The sequence below is a fragment of the Kitasatospora indigofera genome, from assembly GCF_014655955.1.
GTDB lineage: Bacteria > Actinomycetota > Actinomycetes > Streptomycetales > Streptomycetaceae > Kitasatospora > Kitasatospora indigofera.
The window spans coordinates 1-25350 of sequence record NZ_BNBO01000034.1; the positions used below are offsets into that span (position 1 = coordinate 1).

At 75.0% G+C, this 25350-nt stretch carries 25 protein-coding genes; 8 read left to right on the forward strand and 17 right to left on the reverse strand.

What is annotated here, in order from left to right; genetic code table 11:
- On the forward strand, positions 1-550 hold a 550-nt coding region (locus IE329_RS25345), incomplete at its 5' end, for a pirin family protein (protein ID WP_308438401.1).
- A gap of 209 nt (positions 551-759) precedes the next feature.
- On the opposite strand, the gene IE329_RS25350 is transcribed toward IE329_RS25345, so the two are convergent.
- Complete coding sequence (locus IE329_RS25350) at positions 760-1731, reverse strand: alpha/beta hydrolase (protein ID WP_190213287.1); 972 nt, start codon at positions 1729-1731, stop codon at positions 760-762.
- A 319-nt stretch (positions 1732-2050) separates the two neighbouring features.
- Between IE329_RS25350 and IE329_RS25355 the strand changes: the two genes are divergently transcribed.
- Both IE329_RS25355 and IE329_RS25360 read left to right on the forward strand, forming a co-directional pair.
- A complete protein-coding gene (locus IE329_RS25355; protein ID WP_229927744.1) occupies positions 2051-2821 on the forward strand; it encodes a pirin family protein in 771 nt (256 codons plus the stop codon).
- A 354-nt stretch (positions 2822-3175) separates the two neighbouring features.
- Positions 3176-3613 carry an arsenate reductase/protein-tyrosine-phosphatase family protein gene (locus tag IE329_RS25360; RefSeq protein ID WP_190213288.1) on the forward strand — a complete coding sequence of 146 codons (438 nt, stop codon included), beginning with the start codon at positions 3176-3178 and terminating at the stop codon, positions 3611-3613.
- A 63-nt stretch (positions 3614-3676) separates the two neighbouring features.
- Here the strand turns inward: IE329_RS25360 and IE329_RS25365 are convergent, their stop codons facing one another.
- From IE329_RS25365 to IE329_RS25375, 3 genes are all read right to left on the reverse strand, one after another.
- On the reverse strand, positions 3677-4843 hold the full coding sequence (locus IE329_RS25365; RefSeq protein ID WP_229927752.1) for a UDP-N-acetylglucosamine--N-acetylmuramyl-(pentapeptide) pyrophosphoryl-undecaprenol N-acetylglucosamine transferase: 1167 nt from the start codon (positions 4841-4843) through the stop codon (positions 3677-3679).
- Positions 4844-5059: 216 nt separating this feature from the next.
- Entirely contained in the window at positions 5060-5779 is a 720-nt protein-coding gene (locus IE329_RS25370; protein WP_190213361.1) for a phosphatase PAP2 family protein, read from the reverse strand.
- A gap of 52 nt (positions 5780-5831) precedes the next feature.
- Complete coding sequence (locus IE329_RS25375; RefSeq protein ID WP_190213289.1) at positions 5832-6950, reverse strand: carboxylate-amine ligase; 1119 nt, start codon at positions 6948-6950, stop codon at positions 5832-5834.
- Positions 6951-7321: 371 nt separating this feature from the next.
- On the opposite strand from IE329_RS25375, the gene IE329_RS25380 reads away from it, so the two are divergent.
- Positions 7322-7588 carry a hypothetical protein gene (locus tag IE329_RS25380; RefSeq protein WP_190213290.1) on the forward strand — a complete coding sequence of 89 codons (267 nt, stop codon included), beginning with the start codon at positions 7322-7324 and terminating at the stop codon, positions 7586-7588.
- A gap of 76 nt (positions 7589-7664) precedes the next feature.
- On the opposite strand, the gene IE329_RS25385 is transcribed toward IE329_RS25380, so the two are convergent.
- From IE329_RS25385 to IE329_RS25405, 5 genes are all read right to left on the reverse strand, one after another.
- Complete coding sequence (locus IE329_RS25385; RefSeq protein WP_190213291.1) at positions 7665-8033, reverse strand: low affinity iron permease family protein; 369 nt, start codon at positions 8031-8033, stop codon at positions 7665-7667.
- A 97-nt stretch (positions 8034-8130) separates the two neighbouring features.
- The gene (locus IE329_RS25390; protein WP_190213292.1) at positions 8131-8454 is read right to left on the reverse strand and encodes a plasmid stabilization protein; all 324 of its coding nucleotides are present in this window, start codon (positions 8452-8454) and stop codon (positions 8131-8133) included.
- A gap of 190 nt (positions 8455-8644) precedes the next feature.
- Positions 8645-10708, reverse strand: coding sequence for a xanthine dehydrogenase family protein molybdopterin-binding subunit (locus IE329_RS25395; protein ID WP_190213293.1), 2064 nt, complete (start codon positions 10706-10708; stop codon positions 8645-8647).
- Entirely contained in the window at positions 10705-11697 is a 993-nt protein-coding gene (locus IE329_RS25400; protein ID WP_190213294.1) for an FAD binding domain-containing protein, read from the reverse strand. Before IE329_RS25400 ends, IE329_RS25395 begins: the two co-directional genes overlap by 4 nt.
- Positions 11694-12176, reverse strand: coding sequence for a (2Fe-2S)-binding protein (locus IE329_RS25405; RefSeq protein ID WP_190213295.1), 483 nt, complete (start codon positions 12174-12176; stop codon positions 11694-11696). Before IE329_RS25405 ends, IE329_RS25400 begins: the two co-directional genes overlap by 4 nt.
- A 152-nt stretch (positions 12177-12328) precedes the next feature.
- Here IE329_RS25405 and IE329_RS25410 point away from each other — a divergent pair, with 152 nt between their 5' ends.
- Positions 12329-13885, forward strand: a complete 1557-nt coding sequence (locus IE329_RS25410; RefSeq protein WP_190213296.1) for a CYTH and CHAD domain-containing protein — start codon at positions 12329-12331, stop codon at positions 13883-13885.
- 197 nt (positions 13886-14082) lie between these two features.
- Positions 14083-15180 (forward strand): carboxylate-amine ligase, encoded by a 1098-nt coding sequence (locus IE329_RS25415; protein WP_190213297.1) that lies wholly within the window; start codon positions 14083-14085, stop codon positions 15178-15180.
- 120 nt (positions 15181-15300) lie between these two features.
- Here the strand turns inward: IE329_RS25415 and IE329_RS25420 are convergent, their stop codons facing one another.
- Positions 15301-15672 (reverse strand): VOC family protein, encoded by a 372-nt coding sequence (locus tag IE329_RS25420; protein WP_190213298.1) that lies wholly within the window; start codon positions 15670-15672, stop codon positions 15301-15303.
- A 73-nt stretch (positions 15673-15745) separates the two neighbouring features.
- On the reverse strand, positions 15746-16174 hold the full coding sequence (locus IE329_RS25425) for an organic hydroperoxide resistance protein (RefSeq protein WP_190213299.1): 429 nt from the start codon (positions 16172-16174) through the stop codon (positions 15746-15748).
- Between the two features lie 179 nt (positions 16175-16353).
- Here IE329_RS25425 and IE329_RS25430 point away from each other — a divergent pair, with 179 nt between their 5' ends.
- Complete coding sequence (locus tag IE329_RS25430) at positions 16354-17037, forward strand: winged helix-turn-helix transcriptional regulator (protein WP_190213300.1); 684 nt, start codon at positions 16354-16356, stop codon at positions 17035-17037.
- Positions 17038-17430: 393 nt separating this feature from the next.
- Here the strand turns inward: IE329_RS25430 and IE329_RS25435 are convergent, their stop codons facing one another.
- Positions 17431-18015, reverse strand: coding sequence for a helix-turn-helix domain-containing protein (locus IE329_RS25435; RefSeq protein ID WP_190213301.1), 585 nt, complete (start codon positions 18013-18015; stop codon positions 17431-17433).
- 296 nt (positions 18016-18311) lie between these two features.
- Here IE329_RS25435 and IE329_RS25440 point away from each other — a divergent pair, with 296 nt between their 5' ends.
- Positions 18312-18944, forward strand: coding sequence for a class I SAM-dependent methyltransferase (locus IE329_RS25440; protein ID WP_190213302.1), 633 nt, complete (start codon positions 18312-18314; stop codon positions 18942-18944).
- A gap of 313 nt (positions 18945-19257) precedes the next feature.
- Here IE329_RS25440 and IE329_RS25445 read toward each other — a convergent pair whose 3' ends face one another.
- The 5 genes from IE329_RS25445 to IE329_RS25465 form a co-directional block, all read right to left on the reverse strand.
- Positions 19258-20709, reverse strand: a complete 1452-nt coding sequence (locus tag IE329_RS25445; protein WP_190213303.1) for an amidase — start codon at positions 20707-20709, stop codon at positions 19258-19260.
- A 227-nt stretch (positions 20710-20936) separates the two neighbouring features.
- Positions 20937-21950 carry a LacI family DNA-binding transcriptional regulator gene (locus IE329_RS25450; RefSeq protein WP_229927746.1) on the reverse strand — a complete coding sequence of 338 codons (1014 nt, stop codon included), beginning with the start codon at positions 21948-21950 and terminating at the stop codon, positions 20937-20939.
- A gap of 258 nt (positions 21951-22208) precedes the next feature.
- A complete protein-coding gene (locus IE329_RS25455) occupies positions 22209-23201 on the reverse strand; it encodes an ABC transporter substrate-binding protein (RefSeq protein WP_190213304.1) in 993 nt (330 codons plus the stop codon).
- Between the two features lie 59 nt (positions 23202-23260).
- Entirely contained in the window at positions 23261-24316 is a 1056-nt protein-coding gene (locus IE329_RS25460) for an ABC transporter permease (protein ID WP_229927747.1), read from the reverse strand.
- Positions 24313-25257 (reverse strand): ATP-binding cassette domain-containing protein, encoded by a 945-nt coding sequence (locus IE329_RS25465; RefSeq protein ID WP_190213305.1) that lies wholly within the window; start codon positions 25255-25257, stop codon positions 24313-24315. The genes IE329_RS25460 and IE329_RS25465 overlap by 4 nt, the downstream gene beginning before the upstream one ends.
- Positions 25258-25350: the final 93 nt, after the last annotated feature.

Genomic DNA, 25350 nt, shown 5'->3' on the forward strand with positions numbered 1-25350 from the left:
CTGGGTCGCCCTGCCCGACGCCCACCGGCACACCGACCCCGCCTTCGAGCACCACGCGGACCTCCCCGCGGTCACCACGGCCGGACTGCACGGCACCGTGATCCTGGGCTCGCTCGACGGCGCCAGGTCACCCGGCACCGTCCACACCCCGCTGGTCGGCGTCGATCTCACCCTGCACGAGGGCGCTGCCGCCCGGCTCCCCCTGGAGCCCGACTTCGAGTACGCGGTGCTGACCATGTCGGGCCTGACCGAGGTGGACGGCGTCCGCCTGGAGCCCGGCTCGATGCTCTACCTCGGCAGCGGGCGCCGCGAGCTGCCGCTGCGCGCCCTCGCCGACGGTTCGCTGCTCCTGCTGGGCGGTGAGCCGTTCGAGGAGAAGCTCGTCATGTGGTGGAACTTCGTCGGCCGGACCGGGGAGGAGATCACCCGGGCCCGGGAGGACTGGATGTCCGGTGCCCGCTTCGGCACCGTGCGCGGGTACGACGGCGCTCCGGTCCCCGCCCCGCAGCTGCCCGTGACACCGCTGAAGGCCCGCGGCCGGCTCGGTTGAGGCCCGACCGGGGGCGGCGGTCGTTCACCGCCGCGCCCCGCTGCCGGCGGCCCGGCCGGCAGCGGGGGGCGCGGGGACGCGACGTCGGGGCCGGGTCGTGCGGGCGGCCCGGTCGCGCGGACCGGCGGGGTCGCCCGGGCCGGCCCGGCGGCGCCGGCCCCGGGGTGCCGGAGGGTTGTCGGGGAGCCCGCCGGCGTGTCAGCCGGGTGTCAGCCGGCGTGCAGGGCGTCGTGCAGGGTCCGGACGGCCAGGGAGATGGCGGCCTCGGCGGCGTGCGTCTCCCGCAGGGCGTTGAGCATCACGAAGTCGTGGATGACGCCCTGGAAGCGCACGGCGGTGACCGGGACGCCGGCCGCCCGGAGCTTGTTGGCGTACGCCTCGCCCTCGTCGCGCAGCACGTCCGCCTCGCCGGTGATCACCAGTGCGGCGGGCAGGCCGGCCAGCTGCTCGCCGGTCGCCCGCAGCGGGGAGGCGGTGATCTCGGCGCGCTGCGCGGGGTCGGTGGTGTACTGGTCCCAGAACCACTGCATGCCGTCGCGGCGCAGGAAGTACCCGGTCGCGAACTGCTGGTACGAAGGGGTGTCGAAGGCCGCGTCGGTCACCGGGTAGAACAGCACCTGGTGCCGGAGCGCCACGTCGCCGCGCTCCTTCGCCATCAGGGTCAGCGCGGCGCTCATGTTGCCGCCCACCGAGTCGCCCGCGACGGCCAGCCGCGCGCCGTCCAGCGACCGGCCCGCACCCTCCCGGACGATCCACTGCGCGACGGCGTAGTTCTGCTCGATCGCGACCGGGTAGCGGGCCTCGGGCGACAGGTCGTACTCGGGGAACACCACGGCCGCGCCCGCCCCGACGGCCAGTTCCCGCACCAACCGGTCGTGGGTGTGCGCGTTGCCGAAGACCCAGCCCGCGCCGTGGATGTAGAGGATCACCGGGAGGACGCCGGACGCACCGGCCGGACGGACGATCCGGGCCTTGACCGAGCCGGTCGGGCCGCCCGGGACGGTGATCCACTCCTCGTCGACCGCCGGCAGCTCCGCCGGACCCGACTGGACTTCGTCGACCGCCTTGCGGCCGTCCGCCGGCGCCAGCTCGAACAGGTACGGGGGCTCGGCCGTGGCCTGGGCGAAGGCCGCGGCAGCCGGTTCCAGTACGGGCCGGACCGGCTCGAAGTGGTGCGTCATGGGTGTCTCCTCAGGAGTGCGACGGGGTCCGCCCCGGCGAGGGCCGGCTGCCGTTCCCGGGCGCGCCGGCCCCGGTGTCCGGGGCTCTCCTCACCGTAGAACCGCTTGTCGGCGGCGGCTTGTCCGACGGCGCCCCGCCTCCGGCCCCGGCGCGCGTCCACCGTGGCCCGCAGCCCGCAGCCCGGCGCGGGGCCGGGGCGCCGCAGCCGGGCCGGCCCCAGAGTGGAATAGTTGAATGATGAACCATGTTGGGTCGTACAGGTGCCGCGAGACACCGCCCGGGCCTGACGAGATCCCGGACCGCCGAAAGGACCACGCGTTGAACACCACCGCGAACCGCCCGCAGATCGACGTCCGCCGCGCCGGCGAGCGCCTCACCACGAAGATCGACTGGCTGGACTCCAAGCACTCCTTCTCCTTCGGCGGACACTTCGATCCCGCCAACACCCACCACGGGCTGCTGCTCGTCAACAACGACGACATCGTCAAGCCGGGCAGCGGCTTCGAGACCCACCCGCACCGCGACATGGAGATCGTCACCTGGGTGATGCAGGGCTCCCTGGTCCACCAGGACTCCACCGGCCACTCCGGCGTGATCTACCCCGGACTCGCCCAGCGGATGAGCGCCGGCGCCGGCATCCTGCACTCGGAGAAGAACGACTCCTGGCGCCTCGACGGCGCCGACGCCCACACCGACCCCGTCCACTTCGTCCAGATGTGGGTCCTCCCCGACGAGCGCGGCATCACGCCGGGCTACGAACAGCGCGAGATCGACGACGAGCTGCTGTCCGGCGGCCTGGTGCCGGTCGCCTCGGGGATGGACAGGTACGCCGGCGCCTCGGCCATCCGGATCAGGAACCGCCACGCGGCGCTGCTGGTCGCCCGCCTGCGGCCCGGCCAGAGCGTCGAGCTGCCCGACGCCCCCTTCCTGCACCTGTTCGTCCCCCGGGGCAAGGTCGCCCTGGAGGGGTCCGGCCCGCTGGAGAGCGGCGACGCCGTCCGCTTCACCGCGACCGGCGGCCAGAAGGTCACCGCCGTGGAGCCGGCGGAGATCCTGGTGTGGGAGATGCACGCCACCCTCGCCCGCTGACCCCGGCCCGCCCGCACCGGCGGCCCCCGCCACCCGAAGCCGCCGAACGGGTGGGCGGGCAGCGGCCTGTCCGGTGCGGCGGGGCGGTCCGGGGCCGGGGAGCGGGCAGGGTGGCGGTGTGTCCGGGCGTCGTCGCGCCGCGCTGCTCCGGTGCGCGCCGAGGGCATCGGCGTCGGCGTCCCCGCTCCCCGCCCGATCACCTCCGGGGCGCGTTCCGGCGCAGGGCCCGGCCGCCGCCGGCCACCGGACGACCCGTCGGGCGCATCCTCACCCGGCTCTTCCGCCGGCACCTCACCGAGGCCGGCACCGCGCCGCGGCCGCCCCGAGCCGGGCCCTCGCCACCGGAGGCACCCGATGACCCGCCCCCGCCCCGCGCCCCGGCGCATCCTCGTCGTCTGCCTCGGCAACTACTGCCGCAGCCCCCTCGCCGAACGTGTCCTCGCCGACCTCGGCGGCAGCGCGGTCGAGGTCCGCTCCGCCGGCCTGATCGGCGGGTGGGACCGGGCCCACCCGGAGATGACCGCCGCCGCTGCCGCGCTCGGCCACGACCTGACCCGGCACCGTCCCGCCCGGGTCACCCGCGCGGCGATCGAATGGGCCGACCTCGTCCTCGCCATGGACCGTTCCGTGCTGGCCCGGCTGCGCGGCTTCGCCGGCCCCGGCAGCACCACGACGATGCGCCTGTACCTCGACCACGACCGCGACGTCCCCGACCCGATGGGCCGCCCGGCCGCCGAGTTCGCCGCCTGCGCCCGCCTCATCGAGGCCGGTGCCCGGATCCACCTGGGCTGACGGGACTTCACGCGCCCCCTGCCCCGCCCCTCTCGACGGGGCCGGGACCGGGGCCGGTCCCGTTCAACGGCCCGAGGCCGCCGCGAGCACCACGTCCACCAGGCGCTCCGCCGCGTCCGGGCGGCCGTGCTCCCGGGAGCGCGCCGCCATGGCCTCGCGCCGCGCCTGGTCCGCCAGCAGCGGGGCCAGCGCCGCCCGCAGGCCGTCCGCCGTCACCTCACCGAGGAGCGCTACGGCGGCCCCGGCCCGCTGGAGGTGGGAGGCGTTGTGGGCCTGCTCGTTGCCGGCCGAGGACGCGAGCGGGACGAACACCGCCGCCTTGCCGAGCGCCGTCAGCTCCGCGAGCGTGCCCGCGCCGCTGCGGCTGACCACGACGTCCGCGAGGGCCAGAACGTCCGGGAGTTCCGCGCCCAGGTAGCCGGTCAGCAGGTAGCGGCCCGCCAGGTGCGGCGCCGGCGCACCGGCCTGCGCGCGCAGAGCGGCCTCGTTCGCCGGACCGCACTGGTGGACGACGTTGGCGCGCTCCAGCAGCCAGGGCAGGGCCTCCGCCACCAGGGTGTTGATCTGCACCGAACCCTGCGCGCCACCCGTGACGTAGACGGTCGGCAGCGAACGCTCGAACCCGTACAGCCCGAGCGCCGACACCGCCTTCCCGGCCTGCCCGGCCAGCACCGCCGGCCGCACCGGATTGCCCGTCACCACCGCCGTGCGCCGCGCGGACGCCGGCAGCAGCGGCAGGGTCGACTCCGAGGACACCGCCACCCGGGTCGCCGCCCGCGCCAGCACCTTGTTCGCCAGGCCGAGCCGCACCGTCTGCTCGTGCACCACGAGCGGCACCCCGCAGGACCGGGCCGCCAGCCCGACCGGCACCGCCACGTACCCGCCCGTCGCGAGCACCACGTCCGGTGCGAACTCCGAGATCAGCGAACGCGCCTGGACGGCGCCCAGCGGTACCCGGCCCATGTCCCGGACGTTCGCCGGGGAGATCATCTTCAGCGGGTTCGACGAACGCCGGACCTTGCCCGTCGCGACGGGCGCGAACCTGATGCCCTCCGCGGGCGCGACCCGGGCCTCCAGCCCCTCCGCGGTGCCCACCCACAGCACCTCCACCTTCCGGCCCTCGGCGGCGAGCCGCGCCTGCAACGTCCGTACCGCCGTCAACGCCGGGTAGGTGTGACCGCCCGTGCCGCCGCCCGTCACCACCAGTCGCATCGGTCCGCCCTGACCCATGAGTCCCACGCTCGTCTCCCATCGACCGCCGGGTCCTGCGACCCGGCCGAGGATCCCGCAGCCTACGACGGAACGGACACCGTCGTCGCGGCCCGGTTCCCGGGCGTACCTCCCCGTCAGGTCCGTGACGCCGTCCCGCTGCTTCAGCACGCGGCTTGTCCGACGGCTTCATGACGGCGGGCACACTTCATGACGGCGGGCAGCGTGGCATCCTCGTCACCCGGGGCGGGCCAGGGCGGGACGGTCGCGATCGGGGCACCGGAGGCGGCGGCCGGTCAGGGCGTACTGGACCAGGCAGCCGACGGCGAGCAGGGGCACCGCCGCGACGGCGTCGAGGAGCCAGTGGTTGGCCGTGCTCGGCACCACCAGCAGCGTGGCCGACGGGTACAGCACCGCCAGGACGCGGACCCACCGGTTGCGGGTGGCGGTGACGACGGCCAGCGCGCACCAGAGGGACCAGGCGATGGGCAGCGAGGGCATCGCCGCGTACTGGTTGCTCAACGCCGTCAACGCGCCCGGGTCGGGGCCCAGGGCCGCAGCGGGGGCGAGCGTGTCGCTCAGCCCCAGGCCGGGGGTGAGCCGGGGCGGTGCGAGCGGCAGGCCCCCGTAGCCGGCGAGCGTCAGGCCGGTGGTGGCGAACAGCACCGTCCGGCCGGTGCGGTGGCGGGCCGGCCGGGTCCGGTGCAGCCAGGCGAGGACGACCACGGGCAGCCCGAAGTGCATCACCCGGTAGTGGTCCGGCATCAGGTCCAGCGGCCACGCGTGGCCCAGCACCCAGCCGTTGAGGGCGCCTTCGACGTCCAGGTGCAGCAGTCGCTCCAGCCGGTGCAGCTGCTCGGCGTTCCCGACGGCGGCCGCGCTGCGGTTCGGTGGCGCGTTGCGGACGAAGGAGTGGATGCCGTGGCAGACCTGGATCAGCAGCAGTTCGAGCAGCAGGTTGCTGCTGCCACCGCGGGGGTGCCCGCCACCCCGGTACCGCGCTGCGGACTCAGCCCGCCACCGTCCGTCGCGCGAGGTCGTCCACGATGTCGCCCAGCGATCCGTGGCGGCGCTGGACCGCCCGCTGGCGCTCGGCCCCCGTACCGGAGGCCAGCAGGCCGCCGAGCAGCATGCCCACCTGCGCGGCGTCGCCCGTCGACTCCAGCCCGGGGGCGCTGCGTCGCAGCAGGCCGCGCAACAGCTGGAGCATCGGCCTGGGGACGCCGTCCGGACCGACCCCCGTACCGTGCAGGCCGTGCAGCGCCGCCTGCCGGTGGGCCCCCACCAGCTGCGCGTCGGTCACCACCGGCCCCGGGGCGCCCCGGTCCGCCTCGTCGAGCAGTACGACGGCCAGCCCGCGGAGCAGCAGCGCGAGCAGGACGGTGTCGTCCACCGCCGCGTTGACGTCCGCCACCCGGATCTCCAGGGTCGGCAGGTGCTCGGACGGCCGGGCGTACCAGTAGAGCATCCGCCGGTCCAGGATGGTGCCGTCGGCGACCAGCCGGGCGGCCAGCACCTCGTAGCCCGCCTCGTCGAGCACCGGCGCGGGGCCCACGGTGGGCCACCGCTCGTACCGCAGGGCCCGCCAGCTGGCGCAGTTGCGGTCCCGGCCGCCGGCGAAGGGGGAGTTGACCATCAGTGCCTGGAGCACGGGCAGCCACGGGCGCAGCCGGCCGCTCAGCGCCAGCGCGTCCGCCTTGTCGAGGCTGCCGAGATGGACGTGGCAGCCGCCGAACTCGCCCGAACCGGTGGCCAGCGGGCCGACGTGGTCGGCGATCCTCCGGTAGCGGTCACCCTCGGTGATCTGCGGCGGCCGGCCGCCGAGGATCCCGCTCGCCGAGGCCACCAGCAGGCAGCCGGCCCGCAGGGCCGCCGCTGCGGTCAGCCGCCGGCCGTCGACGAGCTGCCGGCGGAGTTCCGCCGCGGTCGCCACCGGCTCCGTGCACACTTCGACCTGGGTCGCGAAGAACTCGTTCTGCACCCGTGGGCCCAGCACCGCCCCGACGTCCGCGATGACCTGGTCCGCCCGGGAAGCCGTCCGCCGGCTGCGGCGGTCGGCCAGCAGGAACTCCTCCTCGATGCCGAGCGTGAGCGGTGGGCGCCGGGGAGCGAAGCCGGTGCTGGTCATACGGTCTCCCTCGCGATCGTCGTCGGCCCGCCCCGGTGGCCGGCCCGACCCGGTGAGCGCCGGCCTGATCCGGACGGACCGGCCCCCCGCCGTCCGGGAGCGGCCCGGGCGGGCGGTGCCGGGCAGCCACGTGAAGGCACCTGCCCGGACGGGCGGCTCCCCATGCCCGATCCGCCCCGGCAGCGGATCGGGCGCCGCCGCCGTCCCTCCTCCTGGGGCTGCCGGGACGGCTCCGCCGCCGGGCCCCCGGATGGGCCGGAGCGCCCGGACCGGCTGCTCCCCCGCCCGCCGCACGTGTGACCGCGCACCCAGCGGGCAAGTGCCTGACGAGGCCGGGCCCGCAGGACGGCGGACCGGGAGAGGAGCCCACGGTGGTGGACCAGATCGACTGTCCGGCGTGCGGCAGCTCCGACACGGTGAGACTCCCGACGCCCGAAGGCTGGCGCTCGCACCGCTGCGTGCCGTGCGAGCGGTCCTTCGAGCCACGGACGTGCCCGCACTGCGGCTCCCGGCAGGTGGAGGGATCGCTGGGGGTGGCCGGAGCGATCTACAAACAGGCACCCGTCAGCGTGGGGTGCAAGAGCTGCGGCGCACGGCTCCCGCTGCTCACCGAGGCGTACGGCCAGGGCCAGGGCTGAGGTCGCCCGACCGGGGCGGCCAGTCGGCCCGGCCCGCGCCGGCCGAGGCGTCCGCCCCCGGGCGCGGACGCCCGCGTCAGAGCCGTTCCTCCAGCCGGATCGCCTTCCGGAGCTCCTCGTGGGCTTCGCCGCCCCGCCCCTCCTGCTGCTCCAGCAGCGCGGCTGCGATGGCGTCGAGCTTGCGCTGGAGGGCGTGCTCGGCGCGGCGCTCGGTGTTCTTCAGCAGTGCCAGCAGGAGCAGGGTGATCGCCGCCATGGTGTCGCCGACGAGGATCTGCCACTCGGTCGACAGGCCGGCCGCGTGGACGGCGAAGAAGCCGCCCACCAGCAGGACGCAGAACAGGGAGAACGCCGGCGAGCCGGTGAGGTTGGAGGCGGCTTCGGCGAGCCGCTCGAACCGGCCGGGCGCGCCGTCGGTGCGGGCGGCGGGATGTGAGAGGGTCATGCAGGTCTCCCTGTCGTCCGCCACCGGCCGGGGTGCACCGTGCGGGGCGCACCCCGGCCGCGTGCCCCTGCGGGGCGGCGCGGGGCCGGCGGCGCGGTCAGTGCCCGAGGGCGTCGGCGAGCTGCTTCTTGTTCATCCTGGAACGGCCTTTGACGTTGCGCTGCCTGGCCTCGTTGTAGAGCTGGTCGAAGGTCGGCCCCTGGGGGCCGGAGTGGGAGCGCAGCCCACCGCGCCGGCCGGAGGAGATGTCGTGCGTGGAGGAGCGGCTGGCCGTCCTGGACTCGCCGTGCCGGGCCCGCTCCTTGTTCACGGTCCGGGCCGCGATCTCCGCGGCGCGCTCGGGGCTCTCGCCCCGCTCCTCGGCGCTCTCCTTGATGTGCTCGTACTGCCGTTCCCGCTTGGGGCTCGATCCGCGCGGCATGGCGGACCTCCTTCGGGTGGGAGGGGTTCGACAGGCGTCTGCCCCCGGAACGCGCCCCGAACCGTCGACCGGCACCCGAGGCCGTCGCCCGAAGCCCGGCTCCCCGAGGCCGGCTCCCGGAGACAGGCTCCCGGGGCCGGCGGCATCGAACCCGGCCGGCCCGGCCTGACCGGGCCCGCCGCCCGCCCGGTCAGGCCGGCAGCTCCCCCAGGCGCCGGGAGACCACCGGCAGCTCCCGCACCCGTACGCCGGTCGCGTGGTGCACCGCGTTGGCGACGGCCGCCGCCGTGCCGACGATCCCGATCTCCCCGATGCCCTTCGACCCGAGCGGGCTGACGTGGGCGTCCTCCTCCTCGACCCAGTACGCCTGCACGTCCGGCACGTCCGCGCTGACCGCCACGTGGTACGAGCCGAGATCGCGCTCCGCGTGGTCGCCGAAGCCCGGGTCCATGGTGGACTCCTCCAGCAGGGCCATCGAGGCCCCCATCACCATGCCGCCCACCAGCTGTGAGCGCGCCGTCCGATCGTTGAGGATCCGCCCGGCGGCGAACACCCCGAGCAGTCGGCGCCGCCGCACCTCCCCGCTGTCCGTGTCCACCTGGACCTCCGCGAACTGCGCGCCGAACGCGTGCCGGGCGAACTCCGTCCCCCGCCCCACGAGCTCCCGGGTGTCGGCCCGTACCGAAAGGCCCCGCGCGGGGAGGGGCGCTCCCCCGGCCAGGCGCTCCCGGAGCCGGGTCGCGGCCTCGTGCACCGCCCAGCCCCAGGACGACGTCCCGCTGGAGCCGCCGGCGACCGAGCCGTACGGCAGGTCGGTGCGTCCGACCTCGATCCGCACCCGCTCCACGGGCACGGCCAGCACCTCGGCGGCGACCAGGGCCAGGACCGTCCGGGCCCCCGTGCCGATGTCGGCGGCGTTCACCCGGACGAGGTACCCACCGCCCGGCTCGGCCCGTACCTCGGCCGAGGAGGGGGCGATCAGCACCGGGTAGGTCGACGCCGCCACCCCCGTGCCGACCAGCAGCCGGCCCTCCCGCCGGACGCCCGGACGCGGGTCCCGGCCCGCCCAGCCGAACCGCCGGGCGCCCTCGCGCAGGCAGGCCGGGAGACCGCGGCTGGAGAACGGCCTACCGCTGTCCGGTTCGGCCCCGGGCTCGTTGCGCAGCCGCAGTTCGACCGGGTCCAGCCCGCAGGCCGACGCCAGCTCGTCCATCGCCGACTCCAGGGCGAACATCCCCGGGGCCTCGCCGGGTGCCCGCATCCACGAGGGCGTCGGCACGTCCTGCCGGACGACCCGGTGGGTGGTCCGGGAGACGGCGGAGCGGTACATCACCCGGGCCGGCACCGCCGCCTGTTCGACGAACTCCTTCAGCGTCGAGGTCCTGGTCAGGATCTCGTGCGCCAACGCCTCGATCCGCCCGTCCCGGCCGGCCCCCAGCCGTACCCGCTGCACGGTCGGCGAGCGGTGGCCGACCAGGGCGGGCAGCTGCGCCCGCGGCAGGGCGAGCCGGACCGGCCGGCCGACCACCCGGGCCGCCATCGCGGCCAGCACCACGTTGGGCCGCGGCGTCCCCTTGGACCCGAAGCCCCCGCCGACGTGCTCGTTCACCACCAGCACCTGGTCCTCCGGCAGCCCGAACAGCGTCGCGAGGGTCTTGCGGACGCCGTGGCCGCCCTGGCTGGAGTCGTGGACGGTCAGCCGGCCGCCCTGCCATGCGGCGGTGGAGGCGTGCGGCTCCATCGGGTGGTTGTGCAGCGGGCCGATCCGGTAGGTGGCGTCGATCCGCAGCTCCGCGGCCGCGTACCCGGCCTCGAAGTCGCCGCGCACCCGGTCCGCCGGATGGCCCCCGTTGGCCTCCTCCGGCGCGTAGACGCCCGGGTGGTCCGCCACCAGCGTCACGTCGTGCGGCTCCTCGGCGTACTCCACCCGCACGCCGGCGGCGGCGTGCTGCGCGGCCTGGAGGGTCTCGGCGACGACCAGCGCCACGACCTGGCCGCGGTGCGCCACCCGGGCGGACTGCAGCACCGCCAGCGTGGGGTCTCCGGCATCGGCGAGCCGCGGCGCGTCCAGGTGGGTCAGGACGGCGAGCACCCGCGGGTCGGCCTCGCCCGGGTGGACGGCCAGCACCTCGCCGCGGGCGACGGTGGCCGGCACCGGGCAGGCGTGCACGGCGCCGGGCGGGCGCGGGTCGTCGGCGTACCGGGCCGCGCCGGTCACCTTGTCACGGCCCTCCAGGCGGACGTGATCGGTCATCGGACGCTCCCCGCGGCGAGGCCGGACAGGACGCGCACCGCGAGGTTGCGGGCCAGCGGCACCTTGTGGCCGTTGTCGCGCAGCGGCCGGGCGCCGGCCAGCTCGGCCTCCGCGGCCGCCCGGAAGGACGCCTCGTCGGCGGGGGCGCCGCGCAGCATCGCCTCGGCGGTCCGGGCCCGCCACGGCTTGGCCGCGAGACCGCCGAAGGCGATCCCCACCCGCTCCACCCGGCCCTCCCGGACGACGAGCACGGCGGCCACCGAGGCCAGCGCGAAGGCGTACGACGCCCGGTCGCGGGCCTTGCGGTAGGCGGAGCGGGCACCGGGTGCGGGCGGTGGCAGGGTGACGGCGGTGATCAGTTCGCCGGGCAGCAGGCGGTGCTCCAGGTCGGGCCGGTCGCCGGGCAGCCGGTGCAGGTCGGTGACGGGCAGGGTCCGGGCGCCGTCGGGGCCGAGCAGTTCGACGGTGGCGTCCAGCGCGGCGAGGGCGACCGCCAGGTCGGAGGGGTGGGTCGCCACGCAGTGTTCGGAGGCCCCGAGCACCGCGAGGTCGCGGTGGACACCCTCGCGGGCCGGGCAGCCGGTGCCCGGCCGTCGCTTGTTGCAGGGCTTCGCGGTGTCCTGGAAGTACAGGCAGCGGGTGCGCTGGAGCAGGTTACCGGCGGTCGTCGCCACGTTGCGCAGCTGGCCGGACGCCCCCGCCAGCAGCGCCTGGGACAGCACCGGGTAGGCCGCGCGCACCCGCGGGTCCGCCGCCAGGTCGGCGTTGCGCGCCAGGGCGCCGATCCGCAGGCCCCCGTCGTCCGTCGGCCCGACGTCGCGCAGCGGCACCCGGCCGAGGTCGACCAGCAGCCGGGGCCGCTCCACGCCCAGTTTCATCAGGTCGACCAGGTTGGTGCCGCCCGCCAGGTAGCGGGCGCCCGGGTCGGCCGCGAGCAGTTCCACCGCCTCGGCCGCGCTGCTGGGGCGCAGGTAGCCGAACTCCCTCACGGCGCCACCTCCAGCACGGCCCGGACGATGCCCGGGTAGGCGCCGCACCGGCAGATGTTGCCGCTCATCAGCTCGCGCACGGACGCCTCGTCCAGCCGTTCGCCCGCCCGCTCGGCCTCGGTGAGCAGGCCGACCGCCGAGCAGAGCTGCCCCGGGGTGCAGAACCCGCACTGGAAGGCGTCATGGTCCAGGAAGGCCTGCTGCACCGGGTGCAGCTCCGCGCCGTCGGCCAGCCCCTCCACGGTGGTGACCGAGGCGCCGTCCAGGCTGACGGCCAGCAGCAGGCAGCTGTTCACCCGCCGCCCGTCGACCAGCACCGTGCAGGCCCCGCACTGCCCGTGGTCGCAGCCCTTCTTCGGACCGGTCAGCGCGAGGTGCTCGCGGAGCACGTCCAGCAGGGTGCACCGGTTGTCCAGCAGCAGGGCGGCCGGCTCGCCGTTCACCTCCAGGCGGGTCTGCGTCGCCGTGATCCCGAGCATCGGCTCACCTCTCGTCCGGACAGTGCGTCGTCTCAGCCGTCCCACCCGGTGCCCCGGCCGACACCTCCCCCGGCCGCCGACCACCGGTTCGCCGCGTCGGCGGGCCGGCCCGGGCGGCGGTTGGGGCCGGCCCGGCCGGGCAGACGGACGGTATGTCCACTGTGCACAAGGAGACCGAGCGCAACTACGCGGGCGCCCTGGACCATCCGCTGCCGGCCGAGCGGCTGCCGCAGGTGGCCCGGGTGCGGACCGGCGGCACGGAGCGACTCGACGCCGTCTACTTCGACACCCCCGACCTGCGCCTGCTGCGCCGGGGCGTCACCCTGCGCCGCCGCACCGGCGGCCACGACGCGGGCTGGCACCTCAAAACGCCAGGGGAGGACGGCAGCCGTACCGAGAGCCGGCTGCCCCTGACGGACGGCTCCCCCGCTCACCCGCCGCCGGAGCTGCTGGCGCGGACGGCCCTGGACACCCGCGGCCGGCCCCTGGCGCCGGTGGTGCACCTGCGGACCAGACGTGACCTGACCCTGCTGGCCGACGCGGAGGGCAACACCCTGGCCGAGCTGGCCCGTGACACCGTCTCGGCCCGCGTCCTCGGCGGGGCGCCACCCGCGCCGGGGCCGGCGCCGGCACCGGACGCCGTCGACTGGGTGGAGACCGAAGTCGAACTGGTCGACGGCGGCACCGGTCTGCTGGACGCGGTCGAGGCGGAGCTGCACCGGCACGGGCTGGACCGGGCCGCCCAGCAGTCCAAGCTCGGCCACGCCCTCGCCGGCCGGCTCCCCGCCGGGGCGGAGGCCGGCGGGTGGACCCGCCCGGCCGCCGGCGGCCCCGCCGTGCGCCGGGCGAGGAGCGGCTCCGTCGGGGAGGCGCTCACCGGCCACCTGCGCGTGCAGGCGGCGGCCCTGCGGACGCTGGACCCGGCCGTCCGCCTCGACGAGGCCGACTCGGTCCACCGGATGCGGGTCCAGGTGCGCCGGCTGCGCAGCGCGCTGGCGGCCCACCGGCGGATCCTGGACCGGACGGCCACCGACCCGCTCGACCACGAGCTGCGCTGGTTCGGCAAGGTCCTCGGCCGCGCCAGGGACGCCGAGGTCATCGCCGGCCGTCTCGGCGGACAGGCCGACGCACTCCCGCCGGAGGGCCACCCCGCCGAGACGGCGGCCCGCATCCGCAGCTGGTCCGGAGCGCGGTACCGGGAGGCCCACCACGCCGTGGTGCGGGCGATGGAAGGCCGGCGCTACTTCGACCTGCTCGACGCCGTGGAGCACCTCGCCGCGCGTCCCCCGCTGAAGCGCCGGGCCGCCCGGGGCCGGGCCGAGGCCCGCCGCATGCTCGACCGGCAGCGGCGACGCGCCTCCCGGCGGCTGGACCAGGCCCTGGACATGGCGCCCGGCCCGCAGCAGGACGACCGGCTCCATCGCGCCCGCAAGGCCGCGAAGCGGGCCCGGTACGCGGCCGAGAGCGTCACCCCGTTCGCCGGCCGTCCTGCCGCCCGGCTCCGCAAGCGGGCCAAGGGGATCCAGCAACCGCTCGGCGCCCACCAGGACGGCGTCATGGGCGAGCGGGGCCTGGCCGGGATCGCCGCGGCCGGCCCGCCCGACGACCGTTCCGCCTTCGGCCTCGGCATCCTGTACGCCCGGCAGCGCGCGGACGCGGCCCGGCAGGTGAAGCAGGCCGCCGGGGCAGGCGGACGGCTCACCGGCTGAACCCGGCCGGGAGGCCCGACGGCCGGTGGCGGGAGCGGCGGTCGTACGCCGGCCGCAGCACTGGTCCGGGCCCGGTTCGCCCGGGCGAACACGGGTAGTCGCCCACTGCGGGCCGCCCCGGCCGCAGGGCGCGCACCGGGCGCCCGCCCCGGTCCCGCGAGTGCGAGGACCCGGTCCCACGACCGCGAGGAACTGACATGACGAGCGTCGGCGTCGAGGAGGAGTACCTGCTCCTCGACCCCTTGACCGGGCGGCCGGCGGCCCGCGCGGAGCAGGTCCTCGCCGCGGCGCGGATCCGGTCGGCACTGGACCCGGAGGAGGTCCAGCACGAACTGCTGCAGGCGCAGGCCGAGGTCGCCACTCCGGTGTGCGGGACGCTGGAGGAGGTGGGCGGCCACCTGCTGCGGATGCGGCACGCCCTCGGCGAGGCCGCGGAGGCGGCCGGGTGCCGGTTGGCGGCCAGCGGCGCCGCCCCCCTGCCGGGACACGGTCCGGTGCCCGTGACACCCGCACCCCGCTACCGGGCGATGCACGCCGACGCACCGATTCTCACCGACGAACAACTCGTCAACGGCATGCACGTCCATGTCGGCATCCCCGACCGGGGCCTGCGGGTGGCGGTCCTGAACCGGCTCCGGCCCTGGCTCCCGGTGCTGGTCGCCCTGGCCGCGAACTCCCCGGTCTGGAACGGCGCCGACACCGGTTTCGCCAGCTGGCGCACGGTCGTGTTCGGCCGGTGGCCGATCACCGGCATACCGCCGCTGTTCGCCGACCCGGACGACTACGACCGCCGCACCCTCGCCCTGCGGGAGAGCGGGATGGTCCGGGACCTCGGGCAGCTGTACTGGCAGGCCCGCCTGTCCTCCCGGTACCCCACCGTCGAGATCCGCGCGACGGACGTACAGCTGCGCACCGACGACGCCGTGATGCTGGCCGGCCTGGTCCGCGCGCTGACCACCACCGCGCTCCGCGACGAGGCGGCCGGCCGCCCGCTGCCCGACCGGCAACCCGAGAGCCTGGCGGGCGCCGGCTGGCATGCCGCGCGGCACGGGCTCGGCGACGAGCTCCACGACCCGTTCACCGGCCGGCTCCGCCGGGTCGGCGACGTCGTCGCCCGGCTGGTCGAGCACACGGCCGAGGCGCTGGAGGAGGCCGGGGACACCCGGCAGGTGAGCGCGGGGCTGCACCGCCTGCTGCGGGAGGGCAACGGTGCGCAGCGTCAGCGGCGGACCTTCGCGACGTCGGGTCTCTCCGGCCTGGTCGACCTGATCACCGACCACGTCGGCTCCCGTTGAGGGGCGGGCCGACGCGACCAGCCCGGTAGCCGCCACACGGGCGGCCCCGACCGGCCGGGGCCGCCGGTCCGGCGGGAGTTCGGGCCCGGTTCCGGTGCCGTCCGGCGCCGGGCCCGGTCGCTAGCCGATGAGGGTGTCCTTCGGGCGGACCACGCAGAACTCGTTCCCCTCCGGATCCGCCAGGACGGTCCACGACTCGTCGCCGCTCTGTCCGACGTCCACCCTGCGGGCGCCGAGTGCGAGGATGCGCTCGATCTCGTCCTCCCGGTCCTCCGCGGCGGACGTCAGATCGAGGTGCAGACGGTTCTTGGTGACCTTGCGGTCCGTCACCGGCATGAAGCAGATGCCCACCGGGGCCGTCGGGTCCGGCCCGATCACGACCTCCCGGTCCCGCTCGGACAGGATCCGCCAGCCCAGCACTCCGGCCCAGAACCGGGCCAGCGCGGGCAGGTCCCGGGCGTCGATGACGATGTGATGCAGTGCGAGAGGCATGCTCGCCAGTGTGCCCTTCCCCAGTGGTCCGGCGCTGACGCCCGCTCCGCTCGGCAAGGGGAGCGGGCCGGTGTCACAGCGGGGTGCCGTTGACCACCAGGGCGACCTCGATGTTGCCGCGGGTGGCACCGGAGTACGGGCAGACCTGGTGGGCGGTCCTGACCAGTTCGGCCGCTTGCCAGGCGGTGAGCGAGGGCAACGATATCCGCAGTTCGACGGCGAGTTGGAGGCGTCCGCCGTCGACCGGGACGAGGGAGACGGAGGAGTCGATCTCCACGTCGTCCGCCCGGAGCGCGCTGCGCCGCCCGACCAGCTCGACCGTCGTGCCGAAGCAGGCCGCGAAGCCGATCGCGAACAGCTGCTCGGGGTTGACGCCCTCACCGTCGCCGCCCAGCTCCTCGGGCTGCCGCAGGTCCAGGTCCAGCCTGCCGTCCTGCGTGCGGCCGTGGCCGTTCCTGCCTCCGACGACGTGTGCCTGTGCCGTGTATCGCGCCTTGGTCATGCCGAACATCCCTTCGTCGCTTCTTGATTCAGAATCTGGCACTTCAAAATCAAGAAGTCAATGACGTACCATCAGATGCACACACGTCGACCGGAGGACTCACCACGACGGCCCCGCAACTCCCCTCCGCGGAAGGGAGTTGGTTCAGGAACAGGAAGCGCGAAGTCTAGGATGGTGAAGTGGAACAGCGAACGTACAACCAGTACTGCGCGACCGCGCGCACCCTCGACCTCGTCGGCGAGCGCTGGACGCTGCTGCTGATCCGCGAACTGCTGACCGGCCCCAAGCGGTACGGCGACCTGCAGGCGAGTCTGCGCGGCCTCGGCACCGGACTGCTCGCCGCCCGCCTGAAGCACCTCGAACGCGAGGGGCTCGCGCACCGGGTCGTGCTGCCGCCGCCCGCCCGGACCCCCGCCTACGCCCTCACCGAGGCGGGTGAGGAGCTCGGGCCGGCGATCCTGCAGCTCGCCCGCTGGGGCCTGAAGTGGGCCCTGGGCGAACGACGCGAGGACGAGACCTTCCACCCCGGCTGGGCCGTGCTCGGCCTGCGGGCCTGCTTCGACCCCGAGGCCGCCGCCGGACTCAACGCGGTCTACGAGTTCCGCGTCGACGACGAGCTGTTCCACGCCCGCATCGACGGCGGGGCCGTCGAGGCCCTGCACGGACCGGCCCAGCACCCGGACGCGACCGTCACGATCAGCCAGGAGGCGTTCCTGCGTCTGACCGACCAGAGCCTCACCCTCGCGCAGGCGATCGAGAGCGGCACGGCGTCCGCCTCCGGCGACCCGCAGGCCCTCCGCAGGCTGGGCGGCCTGTTCCGCCTCCCGCCTCCGCGGACCCGCACGGCGCACCGGACGAGTTGATCCCGGAGCCGAAGCGGCGCCCCCCGGCCGGGCAGACCCAAACCCGGCAGTGCCCGCCCGACCCGCGTTCCCGACCCGCGTGCGTCGGCGGCGGTTCACGTGCCCGAGCCGGCTCTGCACCCACCCGCTGGTGATCCACGACTCCGGATTCATCCCCGGCTGCCCCGGCCCGGTCGTCATCACCTGAGCAGAGGGGGCGTCGGGCCGGAGGCCCCCGGCGCCGGTTTCGGACGGGCCGGACTGCCGCCCGGGACGACCTGAGCGGGGCGCCCACCGCGTCCGGGGGTGAGGGCTCCGGCGAGGGGTGCAGCCTCGTGGCCGTCGCGCGGGACGCGGCCGGCCCGGCCGCGGACGGTCCAGGACGGCGCGGTCGCGCGGTCGCGCCGGCGGGGGTCAGGTGGTGCGGGCCCTGAGGTGGGCCCGTTCCCCCTGGGCGCCGAAGAGGACCAGGAGTTCCACCGTGCGGTCGTCGTCGGGGCCGAGCCAGTGCGGTACCCGGGTGTCGAACTCGGCGGCCTCGCCGGGCTTGAGGATCACCCGCTCGTCGCCGAGCAGCAGGCGCAGGCGGCCGGCGAGGACGTAGACCCATTCGAAGCCCTCGTGGGTGGCCGGCCGCGGTTCGGTGCCGGGCCGGGGCGGGATGAGGAGTTTGTGGGCCTGGACGCCACCGGGCCGGCTGAGCGGCACGAAGGTCATGCCGTTGCGGGTGACCGGCCTGAGGTGGATGCGCGGGTCACCGGTGCGCGGCGCGCCGACGAGTTCGTCCAGGGGAACGGCGTAGGCCTCGGCGAGCGGCAGGAGCATGTCGAGGGTCGGCCTGCGGGTGCCGCCTTCGAGCCGGGAGAGCGTGCTCGCGTTGATCCCGGTCTGCTCGGCGAGGACGGCCAGCGTCAGGCCGTGCCGCCGGCGCAGGTCCCGCAGCCGCGGCCCGACGGCGGCCAGCCGGTCCTTCTTCTCGGTGCCGTCCGTGTCGCCCATGTCCACCAGCATGCTGAAACGGCACGGGGCTTTGCAACACCGGCAGCAGGTGGCGCAGTGTCGTACCGGCGGCCTGGCCGATCACCCGGCGGTCCGCCTCCCACCTGTCCACCTCTCCGGCCCCGGTGAGGAACGGCACCGGCGGTTCAGCCCTCACCGGCTCCCCCGCCGCCCGCAGCGGCACCGTGCCGCGGACCGTCCGGCGGAGGGTCACGTGCGACGGCCGGCGCACCACCGCCACCACGACGTACCAGCACCGCCGTCCCGTAGCCGCCCGTACCGAAAGGCCCCCGCCCATGACCAGCGCCAACGAGTCCGCCGCCTTCTGGGAGAGGCACTACGCCGCCATGGACGCTGACTGGGGCACCCGGCCCAACGTCGTCCTGACCGCGCTGCTCGCTGACCTGGCCCCCACCCCGGGCACCGCCCTGGACCTGGGCTGCGGACACGGCGGCGACGCCCTCTGGCTCGCCGCCCGGGGCTGGGACGTCACCGCCGTCGACGTCTCCCGGACGGCTCTCGACCGCGTCGCGGCAGGCGCGGCGGCGGCCGGCGTCACCGAGCGGGTCCACCCCGAGCGGCACGACCTCGCCGAAACGTTCCCCGCCGGCGCCTACGACCTGGTCACCGCCACCTACTTCCACACCCCGGTCACCATCTCCCGCGACGGCGTGCTGCGCCGGGCCGCCCGTGCCGTGGCCCCCGGAGGACTGCTGGTCGTGATCGAACACGCCTCCACCGCCCCCTGGTCCTGGCAGGCCGGCCAGGACGTCGAATACCCCGCCCCCGCCGACGTCATCGCCTCGCTCCGGCTCGACGACTCCTGGCACGTCGTACGTGGCGACGCACCCCGGCGCACCGCCACCGGCCCCGGGGGACGAACCGCGACCGTCACCGACAACGTCATCGCCGTCCGGCGCACCGGCTGATCCGTACGCAGGGCAGAACCTCGGCCCTCCCCGAGCCCTGCGCCACCACGACGTCCGCCGCAGCCGTGGGCGCGCCCGGCGGCCGGGTCGGGAGGATCAGCGCCCGGCCGCCAGCACGGCGAAGAGTCCGGCGCACTCACCGGCGAAGGAGTGGCGAGCGTGACGCAGTAGGCCGCCCTTCGCCGGCCGGCAGGAGTTCGCCGACACGGCCGCGGAACTCATGGCCCGGCCGGTGCCCGGCTTCCAAGGGATTTCCCCGGGGCCGCCGAGCCGCGCCGGTGAACTCGGCCTCTGCGAAAGGGCGGTAGTGGGCCTACCCCGGTGCCTGGAAGCCGCCGGTCCTCTGCTCAAGCAGTTCGGCCAGCCGCAGCGGGGTGCGGTCCTCGTACATCGGACCGATGAGCTGGACACCCACCGGCAGGCCCTCGGGGGACCGGCCCGCCGGTACGGCGGTGGCGGGCAGGCCGGGCATGGTGGCCAGACCGGCCCAGACGAGCTGGTCGAAGTACGGGTGGTCGACGCCGTCGATGTCGATCCGGCGTTCCCTCGGATCGGGGGTGTGGTCGTGCGGGAACGCGGGAGTGGGCGTGATCGGACACACCACCACGTCGAACTCGGCGAAGAGCTGCCGCCAACCGTGGCGGTGGTGCTCGCGACGGCCGTCCGCCTCGATCCAGTCGCGATGGCTGAGCACCATGCCGCGCAGCCGCGCCGCGTCGAGACTCCGGTCGTCCGCGCTCAGTCCGGCGGCCCGGGCCCGCAGTTGCTCGTCCGCCTCGACGGGGAAGTGCGCCACGGAACCCGAGAACAGGAACTGCGTGTAGAGCGTCGCGGCCTCGGCCAGATCGGGCAGCAGCGGAGTGTGCCGTTCGACGCGGGCGCCGCCGTCGAGGAGGGCGTCGGCCACCCGGTTCACGCCCGCCCGCACCGCGGCCCCGGTCGGGATGAACGGGTGCTCCTCCAGCACCAGGACCCGGAACCCGTCGAGCCGCTCGTGGCGCGCGGGCGGCAGCGCCAAGTGGTGCGCCTTGCCGTGCGTCAGCGGGTCCGGGCCGGCCATGACGTCGAGCAGGAGGGTGAGGTCGCGGGCACCGCGTGCCATCGGCCCGACGACGGCGAGGTCGAGGTCGACCGGCCAGGCCGGGCTGGACGGCGCGACCATGCCGCGGTTCGCCAGCAGCCCGAGGGTCGGCTTGTGCGCATGGATGCCGCAGAAGTGCGCGGGTGTGCGCAGCGAACCGGCGAGGTCGGAGCCGATGGACAGCGCGCCGAATCCGGACGCCAGAGCCGCCGCCGATCCGCCGGATGATCCACCGGGCGTGCGACCGTGGTCCCACGGATTGTTGGTGGTGCCGTAGATCTCGTTGAAGGTCTGGATGTCCTGCAGCCCGACGGGCACATTGGTCTTGCCCAGCACCACCGCGCCCGCGGCCCTGAGCCGCGCCACCTGGACCGCGTCCTCGGCCGGCACATGGTCCCGGTGTTGCGGCATCGCCCAGGTCGTGGGCAGCCCGGCGGTGTTGTAGCACTCCTTGACCGTCACCGGGATGCCGAGCAGCGGCCGGTCCTCACCGCGGGCGCGCGCCCGGTCGGCGCCCCGCGCCGCGGCCCGGGCACGGTCGAAGTCCGGTACGCAGATGGCGTTGACGGCCCCGTCCTCCCGCTCGATGCGGGCGATCGCCTCGTCGGTCAGTTCCGCCGAGGTCACGTCACCGGCACGCATGGCGGCCGCGAGTTCTCCGGCCGTCCGAAAGTTCCACTCCATGAATCCGACCGTAACGGCCGCTGGGAGAGGCCACGAAATACCGCTTCGCGCAACGGAACGGAGTCCTCAATACTCATCAGTTCCCTTCCAGCCGCGCGCAGTTCGCCCCTCGATGGGGCGGGACGCAACCCGCCACCGGCCGGCATGAGTTCCGGGTGTCCACCGAGGAGCGCGGGCCACCGCACGCACCCCGTGCCGCTCGTCGGGCTCCCCGACGCGGCCACCGGTCAGCGGGACAGCCGCCGGACGGGCCGTTCCCCCGATCTTCGTGCGATGAAGCGGGTGAGCAGGACGACCTTGCGGGGGGCGGACCGGTCGCCGTCTATCCGGGCGAACAGGAGGTTGGCCGCGGTGCTGCCGACCGCGACCGGGTCCTGGCTGACGACGGTCAGCGGCGGGTCGAGCTGCTTGGCGAGCGGCAGGTCGTCGAATCCGACGATGGCCATCGGGGTGGGGTGGTCCAGGCCGTCCAGCACCCCCAGGGTGATGACGTCGTTGCTGCTGAACAGGGCGGTCGGCGGGTCGGGCAGGACGCGCAGGCCGGCCAGGGCGTCCTGCGCGTCGCCGTGGGAGCGCAGCCCGTGCCGTACGAGGTCGGGGTCGACCGCGAGGCCGTGGGCGGTGAGCGCGTCCAGGTAGCCGGCGTAGCGCTCGGACTGGGTCCAGATCTCGTAGCGGTCGCCGAGGTAGGCGATCCGGGTGTGGCCGTGGCCCAGCAGGTGGGTGACGGCGCCCCGGGCCCCGTCGCGGTTGTCGACGGTGACGGTGTCGACGTCGAGGTCCCGGGCCGGGCGGTCCACGCAGACCACCTGGGTGCCGGCCTCCATCGGCGGTTTGAGGAATCCGTGGCCGCCGATGGTGGGGACGATGATCAGGCCGTCCACCTGCCGGGCGGTGAACGCGGCGATGACCTCGCGTTCCCGGCGCGGTTCGTCGTTGGTGCTGCCGACCAGGACCACGTAGCCGCGGCGGTGCGCCTCGTCCTCGATCGAACGGACCATCAGGGCGTAGAAGGGGTTGGCGAGGTCGTCCACCACCAGGCCGATGGTGGACGTCCCGGGTCTCTTCTGCCGCAGGTTGCGCGCGTTGTCGTTGCGCTGGTACCCGAGCTTGCGCACCGCCTGCTCGACCCGCGCGGCGGTGTCGGGCGAGACTCCCGGCTCGCCGGCGATCACCCGGGAGACGGTCATCAGACTGACCCCCGCCGCCTGGGCCACGTCCTTCATCGTCGGGCGCTTCACAGGCCTCCTCCTCGGCACGCTCCCGGTCCGCCCAAGCGCCCCTGGAGTGTGCAATCCTACGGTGCTCGACCTCCCGGACGGGCCGAAGTGCCGGTCGGGGCCGGGTGTTCCGGGTCCGGGCCCGAGGGCCTGGCGCACGGTCAGGGCGCACAGGCGGCCGGCCCCGGCGCGAGCCGGTCCGCGCGACCGGTGACCGGAGCCGGCCCCGGCGCGCCCGGCGGCGAGTCCGGGGCCCGCCGCCGGCCCGCCGTCAGAGGCTCAACAGGCTTCCTTGTAGATGTACTTGCTGACCGCCGGGTCGTCCATGTTCGCCTTGGTGATCGCCACCATGGTGGTGCCGATCTGCGCACTCACCTCCTTCTTCTCGATGGCGGCGATCGCCTGGTCGACCCCCTGGGCCCCGATGCCGGCCGGGTCCTGGGCGACCAGGATGTCCAGGGTGCCGCTCTTCAGGGCGGTGACCTCGTCGGGCTCCGCGTCGAAGGCGGCGACCTTGACCTTGCCCTGCCTGCCCGCGGCCTGCAGACCGGTGGCGACGCCCTGCGCGGTGTTGGTGTTGCCGGCGAAGACCCCGCCGAGGTCGGGGTGCGCCGCCAGGGTGGCCTGGATCTGCGAGGCGGCGGTGGCCGGCAGGTCGTTGTCGTAGAGCACCGGGAGCAGCGTGATGGCGGGGTGGCCGGTCTTCATCTCCTCGGTGAAGCCCTTGATCCGGGCGTCCGTGGTGGACACGCCGGGCTTGACGCTGATCACGATCGCCGAGCCCTTGTCGCCCATCAGTCCGGCCAGTGCCTTGGCGGCGGTGCGGCCGCCGGCCTCGTTGTCGGAGGAGATCCGGGAGACGCCGATGGAGCTGTCGCTGACGGTGGTGTCGACCAGGACGACCTTGGTGCCGGCGCTCTGCAGCTGCGCGAGCGACGGGGTGAGGGCCGCGGTGTCCACCGGGGAGATCAGCAGGCCGTCGGGGCGCGTCGCGGCGACCGAGTCGACGATGGGCCGCTGCACGGCGACGTCCCACTGCGCCGAGCCGTCCACGGTGAGCTTCACGCCCCGCTTCTTGGCCTGCTCCTGGGCCGCGCAGGCCATGGTGATGTAGAACGGGTCGCTCTTCACCCCGGTGATGAGCTTCAGGGTGGTGGACTTGGCGGCCGCCGGGCCGCTGCCGCCGCTGTCGCAGCCGGTGGTGCCGGCCACCACCAGGGCGAGGACGGCGCAACCGCGAGCCAGCGTTCTGGTCGAACTGGATTCGAGCATGGTGAACTTCCTTCTGCGGGAGGGTTCCTGGAAGGGGAGAACCGGCGGGAGGGGTGGGTTCAGCCGCGTTCGCGGCCGCGCCTGCGGAACTGGTCCAGGTAGACCGCCGCGACCAGGACGATGCCGATCGCGACGTCCTGCCAGTACTGCTGGACGTCCATGATGATCAGTCCGGTGGTGAGCACCGCCGGGATGAAGACGCCGATGACCGTGCCGAGCACACTGCCGCGGCCGCCGAACAGGCTGGCTCCGCCGAGCACGACGGCGGTGATGACCTTCAGGTTGTCGCTGGAGTGCCCGGCGATCGAGGTGGTGCCGAAGTAGGCCAGCCACATGACGCTGCCGAGCCCGGAGAGCAGGCCGGTCAGGGCGTAGATCTTGACCAGGTGCCGGTCCACGTCGATGCCGACCCGGCGGGCGGCCTCCGGGTTCGACCCGATGGCGTAGGTGTACCGGCCGAACCGGGTGAAGGCGAGGACCAGGCCGAAGACGACGGTGGTGGCGAACGCGATGACCACGAGCCAGGGGATCTGGCCGAAGAGCTTGCCGAAGCCGATGCTGTGCTGGAGTTCGCCGGAGACGGCACCGGTCGGGTCCTGGCCGCCGGTGATGATCTGCGCGAGGCCCAGGGCCGCCCCGAAGCCGCCGAGGGTGACGATCAGCGGCGGCACCTTCGCCTTCGCCACCAGCCAGCCCTGCAGGCCGCCCCAGACCACGCCGGTGACCAGCGCGATCAGGGTGGACACCGCGACCGTGCCCCAGCCGGACCCCGCGCCGCCGTGATGGATGGTGTACTCCGCGGACAGCACGGCGGACAGCACCAGGACGGAACCCACGGACAGGTCGATGCCGGCGACGATGATCACGAAGGTCATGCCGACGCCGAGCACCAGGTAGATGGCCGCGTTGGTGGCGATCTGGGTGATGTCGTAGCGGGTCAGGAAGGTGTCCGGCCGGGCCGCGGTGAAGAACGCGACCAGCAGGACCAGGACGCCGAAGGTCCAGGTCTCGTTCATCGCGGCGATCCGGCGCACCCAGCCGGGCAGGGTGCGCCCGGGCCGGAGCGGGGCGGGTGCGGCGGCCCGGTCGGCCTCGCCGGGTACGTGCGTGCTCACAGGGCACCGTCCTCGGGGCCGGGGGTGGGCCGCGCCGGCTTCCCCGGCGCGGAGGGCTGCCCGGCGGCGCCGGGTGCTGCGGGATCGGACCCGGTCGGGTCGGATCCGGTCGGGTCGGATCCGGTCGGGTCGGATCCGTTGCGGCTGGACTGGGCGGGGCCGGACCCGGTGGGGCCGGGTTCCGCGGGCACCGGGTCCAGCGCGCCGGTCATCGCTCCCACGAGCTCCTCCACCGAGGTGTGCGCGGCCTCGAAGACCGCCACCCGCCGCCCCAGCCGCAGGACTTCGACGCGGTCCGCCACCGAGAGCACCTCGGGCATGTTGTGGCTGATCAGCACCACGGAGACGCCCCGGTCGCGGACCCGCCTGATGGTCTCCAGCACCCGGCCGCGCTGGACCACGCCCAGGGCCGCCGTCGGTTCGTCCATGAAGATGATGCGGTTGGCGAAGGCCACCGCGCGGGCGACCGCGACCGACTGCCGCTGGCCGCCGGACAAGGAGGCCACCGGGACACCGACGTCCCGCAGGTCGACGCCGAGTTCGGCGAACGCGGTGACCGCCGAACGGCGCATGGCCGCGCGGTCCAGGACACCGAGCCGGCCGAGCAGTCCGGGCCGGTACAGCTCCCGGCCCAGGTGCAGGTTGGCCGCCGCGTCCAGGTCCGGTGCGAGCGCGAGGTCCTGGTAGACGGTCTCCACGCCGTGGCGCCTGGCGTCGAGCGGGCTGCCGAGTTCGACGGGCACGCCGGCCACCAGGATCTGCCCGCTGTCCGGACGGACGGTGCCGGACAGCGTCTTGACCAGCGTGCTCTTGCCGGCGCCGTTGTCGCCGATCAGGGCGACCACCTCGCCGGGGCGGACGGTGAAGTCGGCGCCCTGGAGGGCGTGCACCTGGCCGTAGCGCTTGCTCACCTTCCGGGCTTCCAAAAGGGGTTCTGTCATCAGGCTGGCCTCCGGACCCGTCTTGGTAACGTTCACGCGGGTGACCGGAGTCTGCTGCCGTACGTGACGGCCTGTCAATACTCGCGCAACCAT

Bases quoted from the DNA above. Each gene is read 5' to 3' on its own strand.
- IE329_RS25455 (WP_190213304.1), bottom strand. From the start codon at position 23,201: ATGCTCGAATCCAGTTCGACCAGAACGCTGGCTCGCGGTTGCGCCGTC.
- IE329_RS25405 (WP_190213295.1), bottom strand. From the start codon at position 12,176: ATGCTCGGGATCACGGCGACGCAGACCCGCCTGGAGGTGAACGGCGAG.
- IE329_RS25465 (WP_190213305.1), bottom strand. From the start codon at position 25,257: ATGACAGAACCCCTTTTGGAAGCCCGGAAGGTGAGCAAGCGCTACGGC.
- IE329_RS25445 (WP_190213303.1), bottom strand. From the start codon at position 20,709: ATGGAGTGGAACTTTCGGACGGCCGGAGAACTCGCGGCCGCCATGCGT.
- IE329_RS25415 (WP_190213297.1), top strand. From the start codon at position 14,083: ATGACGAGCGTCGGCGTCGAGGAGGAGTACCTGCTCCTCGACCCCTTG.
- IE329_RS25350 (WP_190213287.1), bottom strand. From the start codon at position 1,731: ATGACGCACCACTTCGAGCCGGTCCGGCCCGTACTGGAACCGGCTGCC.
- IE329_RS25440 (WP_190213302.1), top strand. From the start codon at position 18,312: ATGACCAGCGCCAACGAGTCCGCCGCCTTCTGGGAGAGGCACTACGCC.
- IE329_RS25360 (WP_190213288.1), top strand. From the start codon at position 3,176: ATGACCCGCCCCCGCCCCGCGCCCCGGCGCATCCTCGTCGTCTGCCTC.
- IE329_RS25375 (WP_190213289.1), bottom strand. From the start codon at position 6,950: ATGACCAGCACCGGCTTCGCTCCCCGGCGCCCACCGCTCACGCTCGGC.
- IE329_RS25385 (WP_190213291.1), bottom strand. From the start codon at position 8,033: ATGACCCTCTCACATCCCGCCGCCCGCACCGACGGCGCGCCCGGCCGG.
- IE329_RS25390 (WP_190213292.1), bottom strand. From the start codon at position 8,454: ATGCCGCGCGGATCGAGCCCCAAGCGGGAACGGCAGTACGAGCACATC.
- IE329_RS25420 (WP_190213298.1), bottom strand. From the start codon at position 15,672: ATGCCTCTCGCACTGCATCACATCGTCATCGACGCCCGGGACCTGCCC.
- IE329_RS25395 (WP_190213293.1), bottom strand. From the start codon at position 10,708: ATGACCGATCACGTCCGCCTGGAGGGCCGTGACAAGGTGACCGGCGCG.
- IE329_RS25435 (WP_190213301.1), bottom strand. From the start codon at position 18,015: ATGGGCGACACGGACGGCACCGAGAAGAAGGACCGGCTGGCCGCCGTC.
- IE329_RS25365 (WP_229927752.1), bottom strand. From the start codon at position 4,843: ATGGGTCAGGGCGGACCGATGCGACTGGTGGTGACGGGCGGCGGCACG.
- IE329_RS25410 (WP_190213296.1), top strand. From the start codon at position 12,329: ATGTCCACTGTGCACAAGGAGACCGAGCGCAACTACGCGGGCGCCCTG.
- IE329_RS25425 (WP_190213299.1), bottom strand. From the start codon at position 16,174: ATGACCAAGGCGCGATACACGGCACAGGCACACGTCGTCGGAGGCAGG.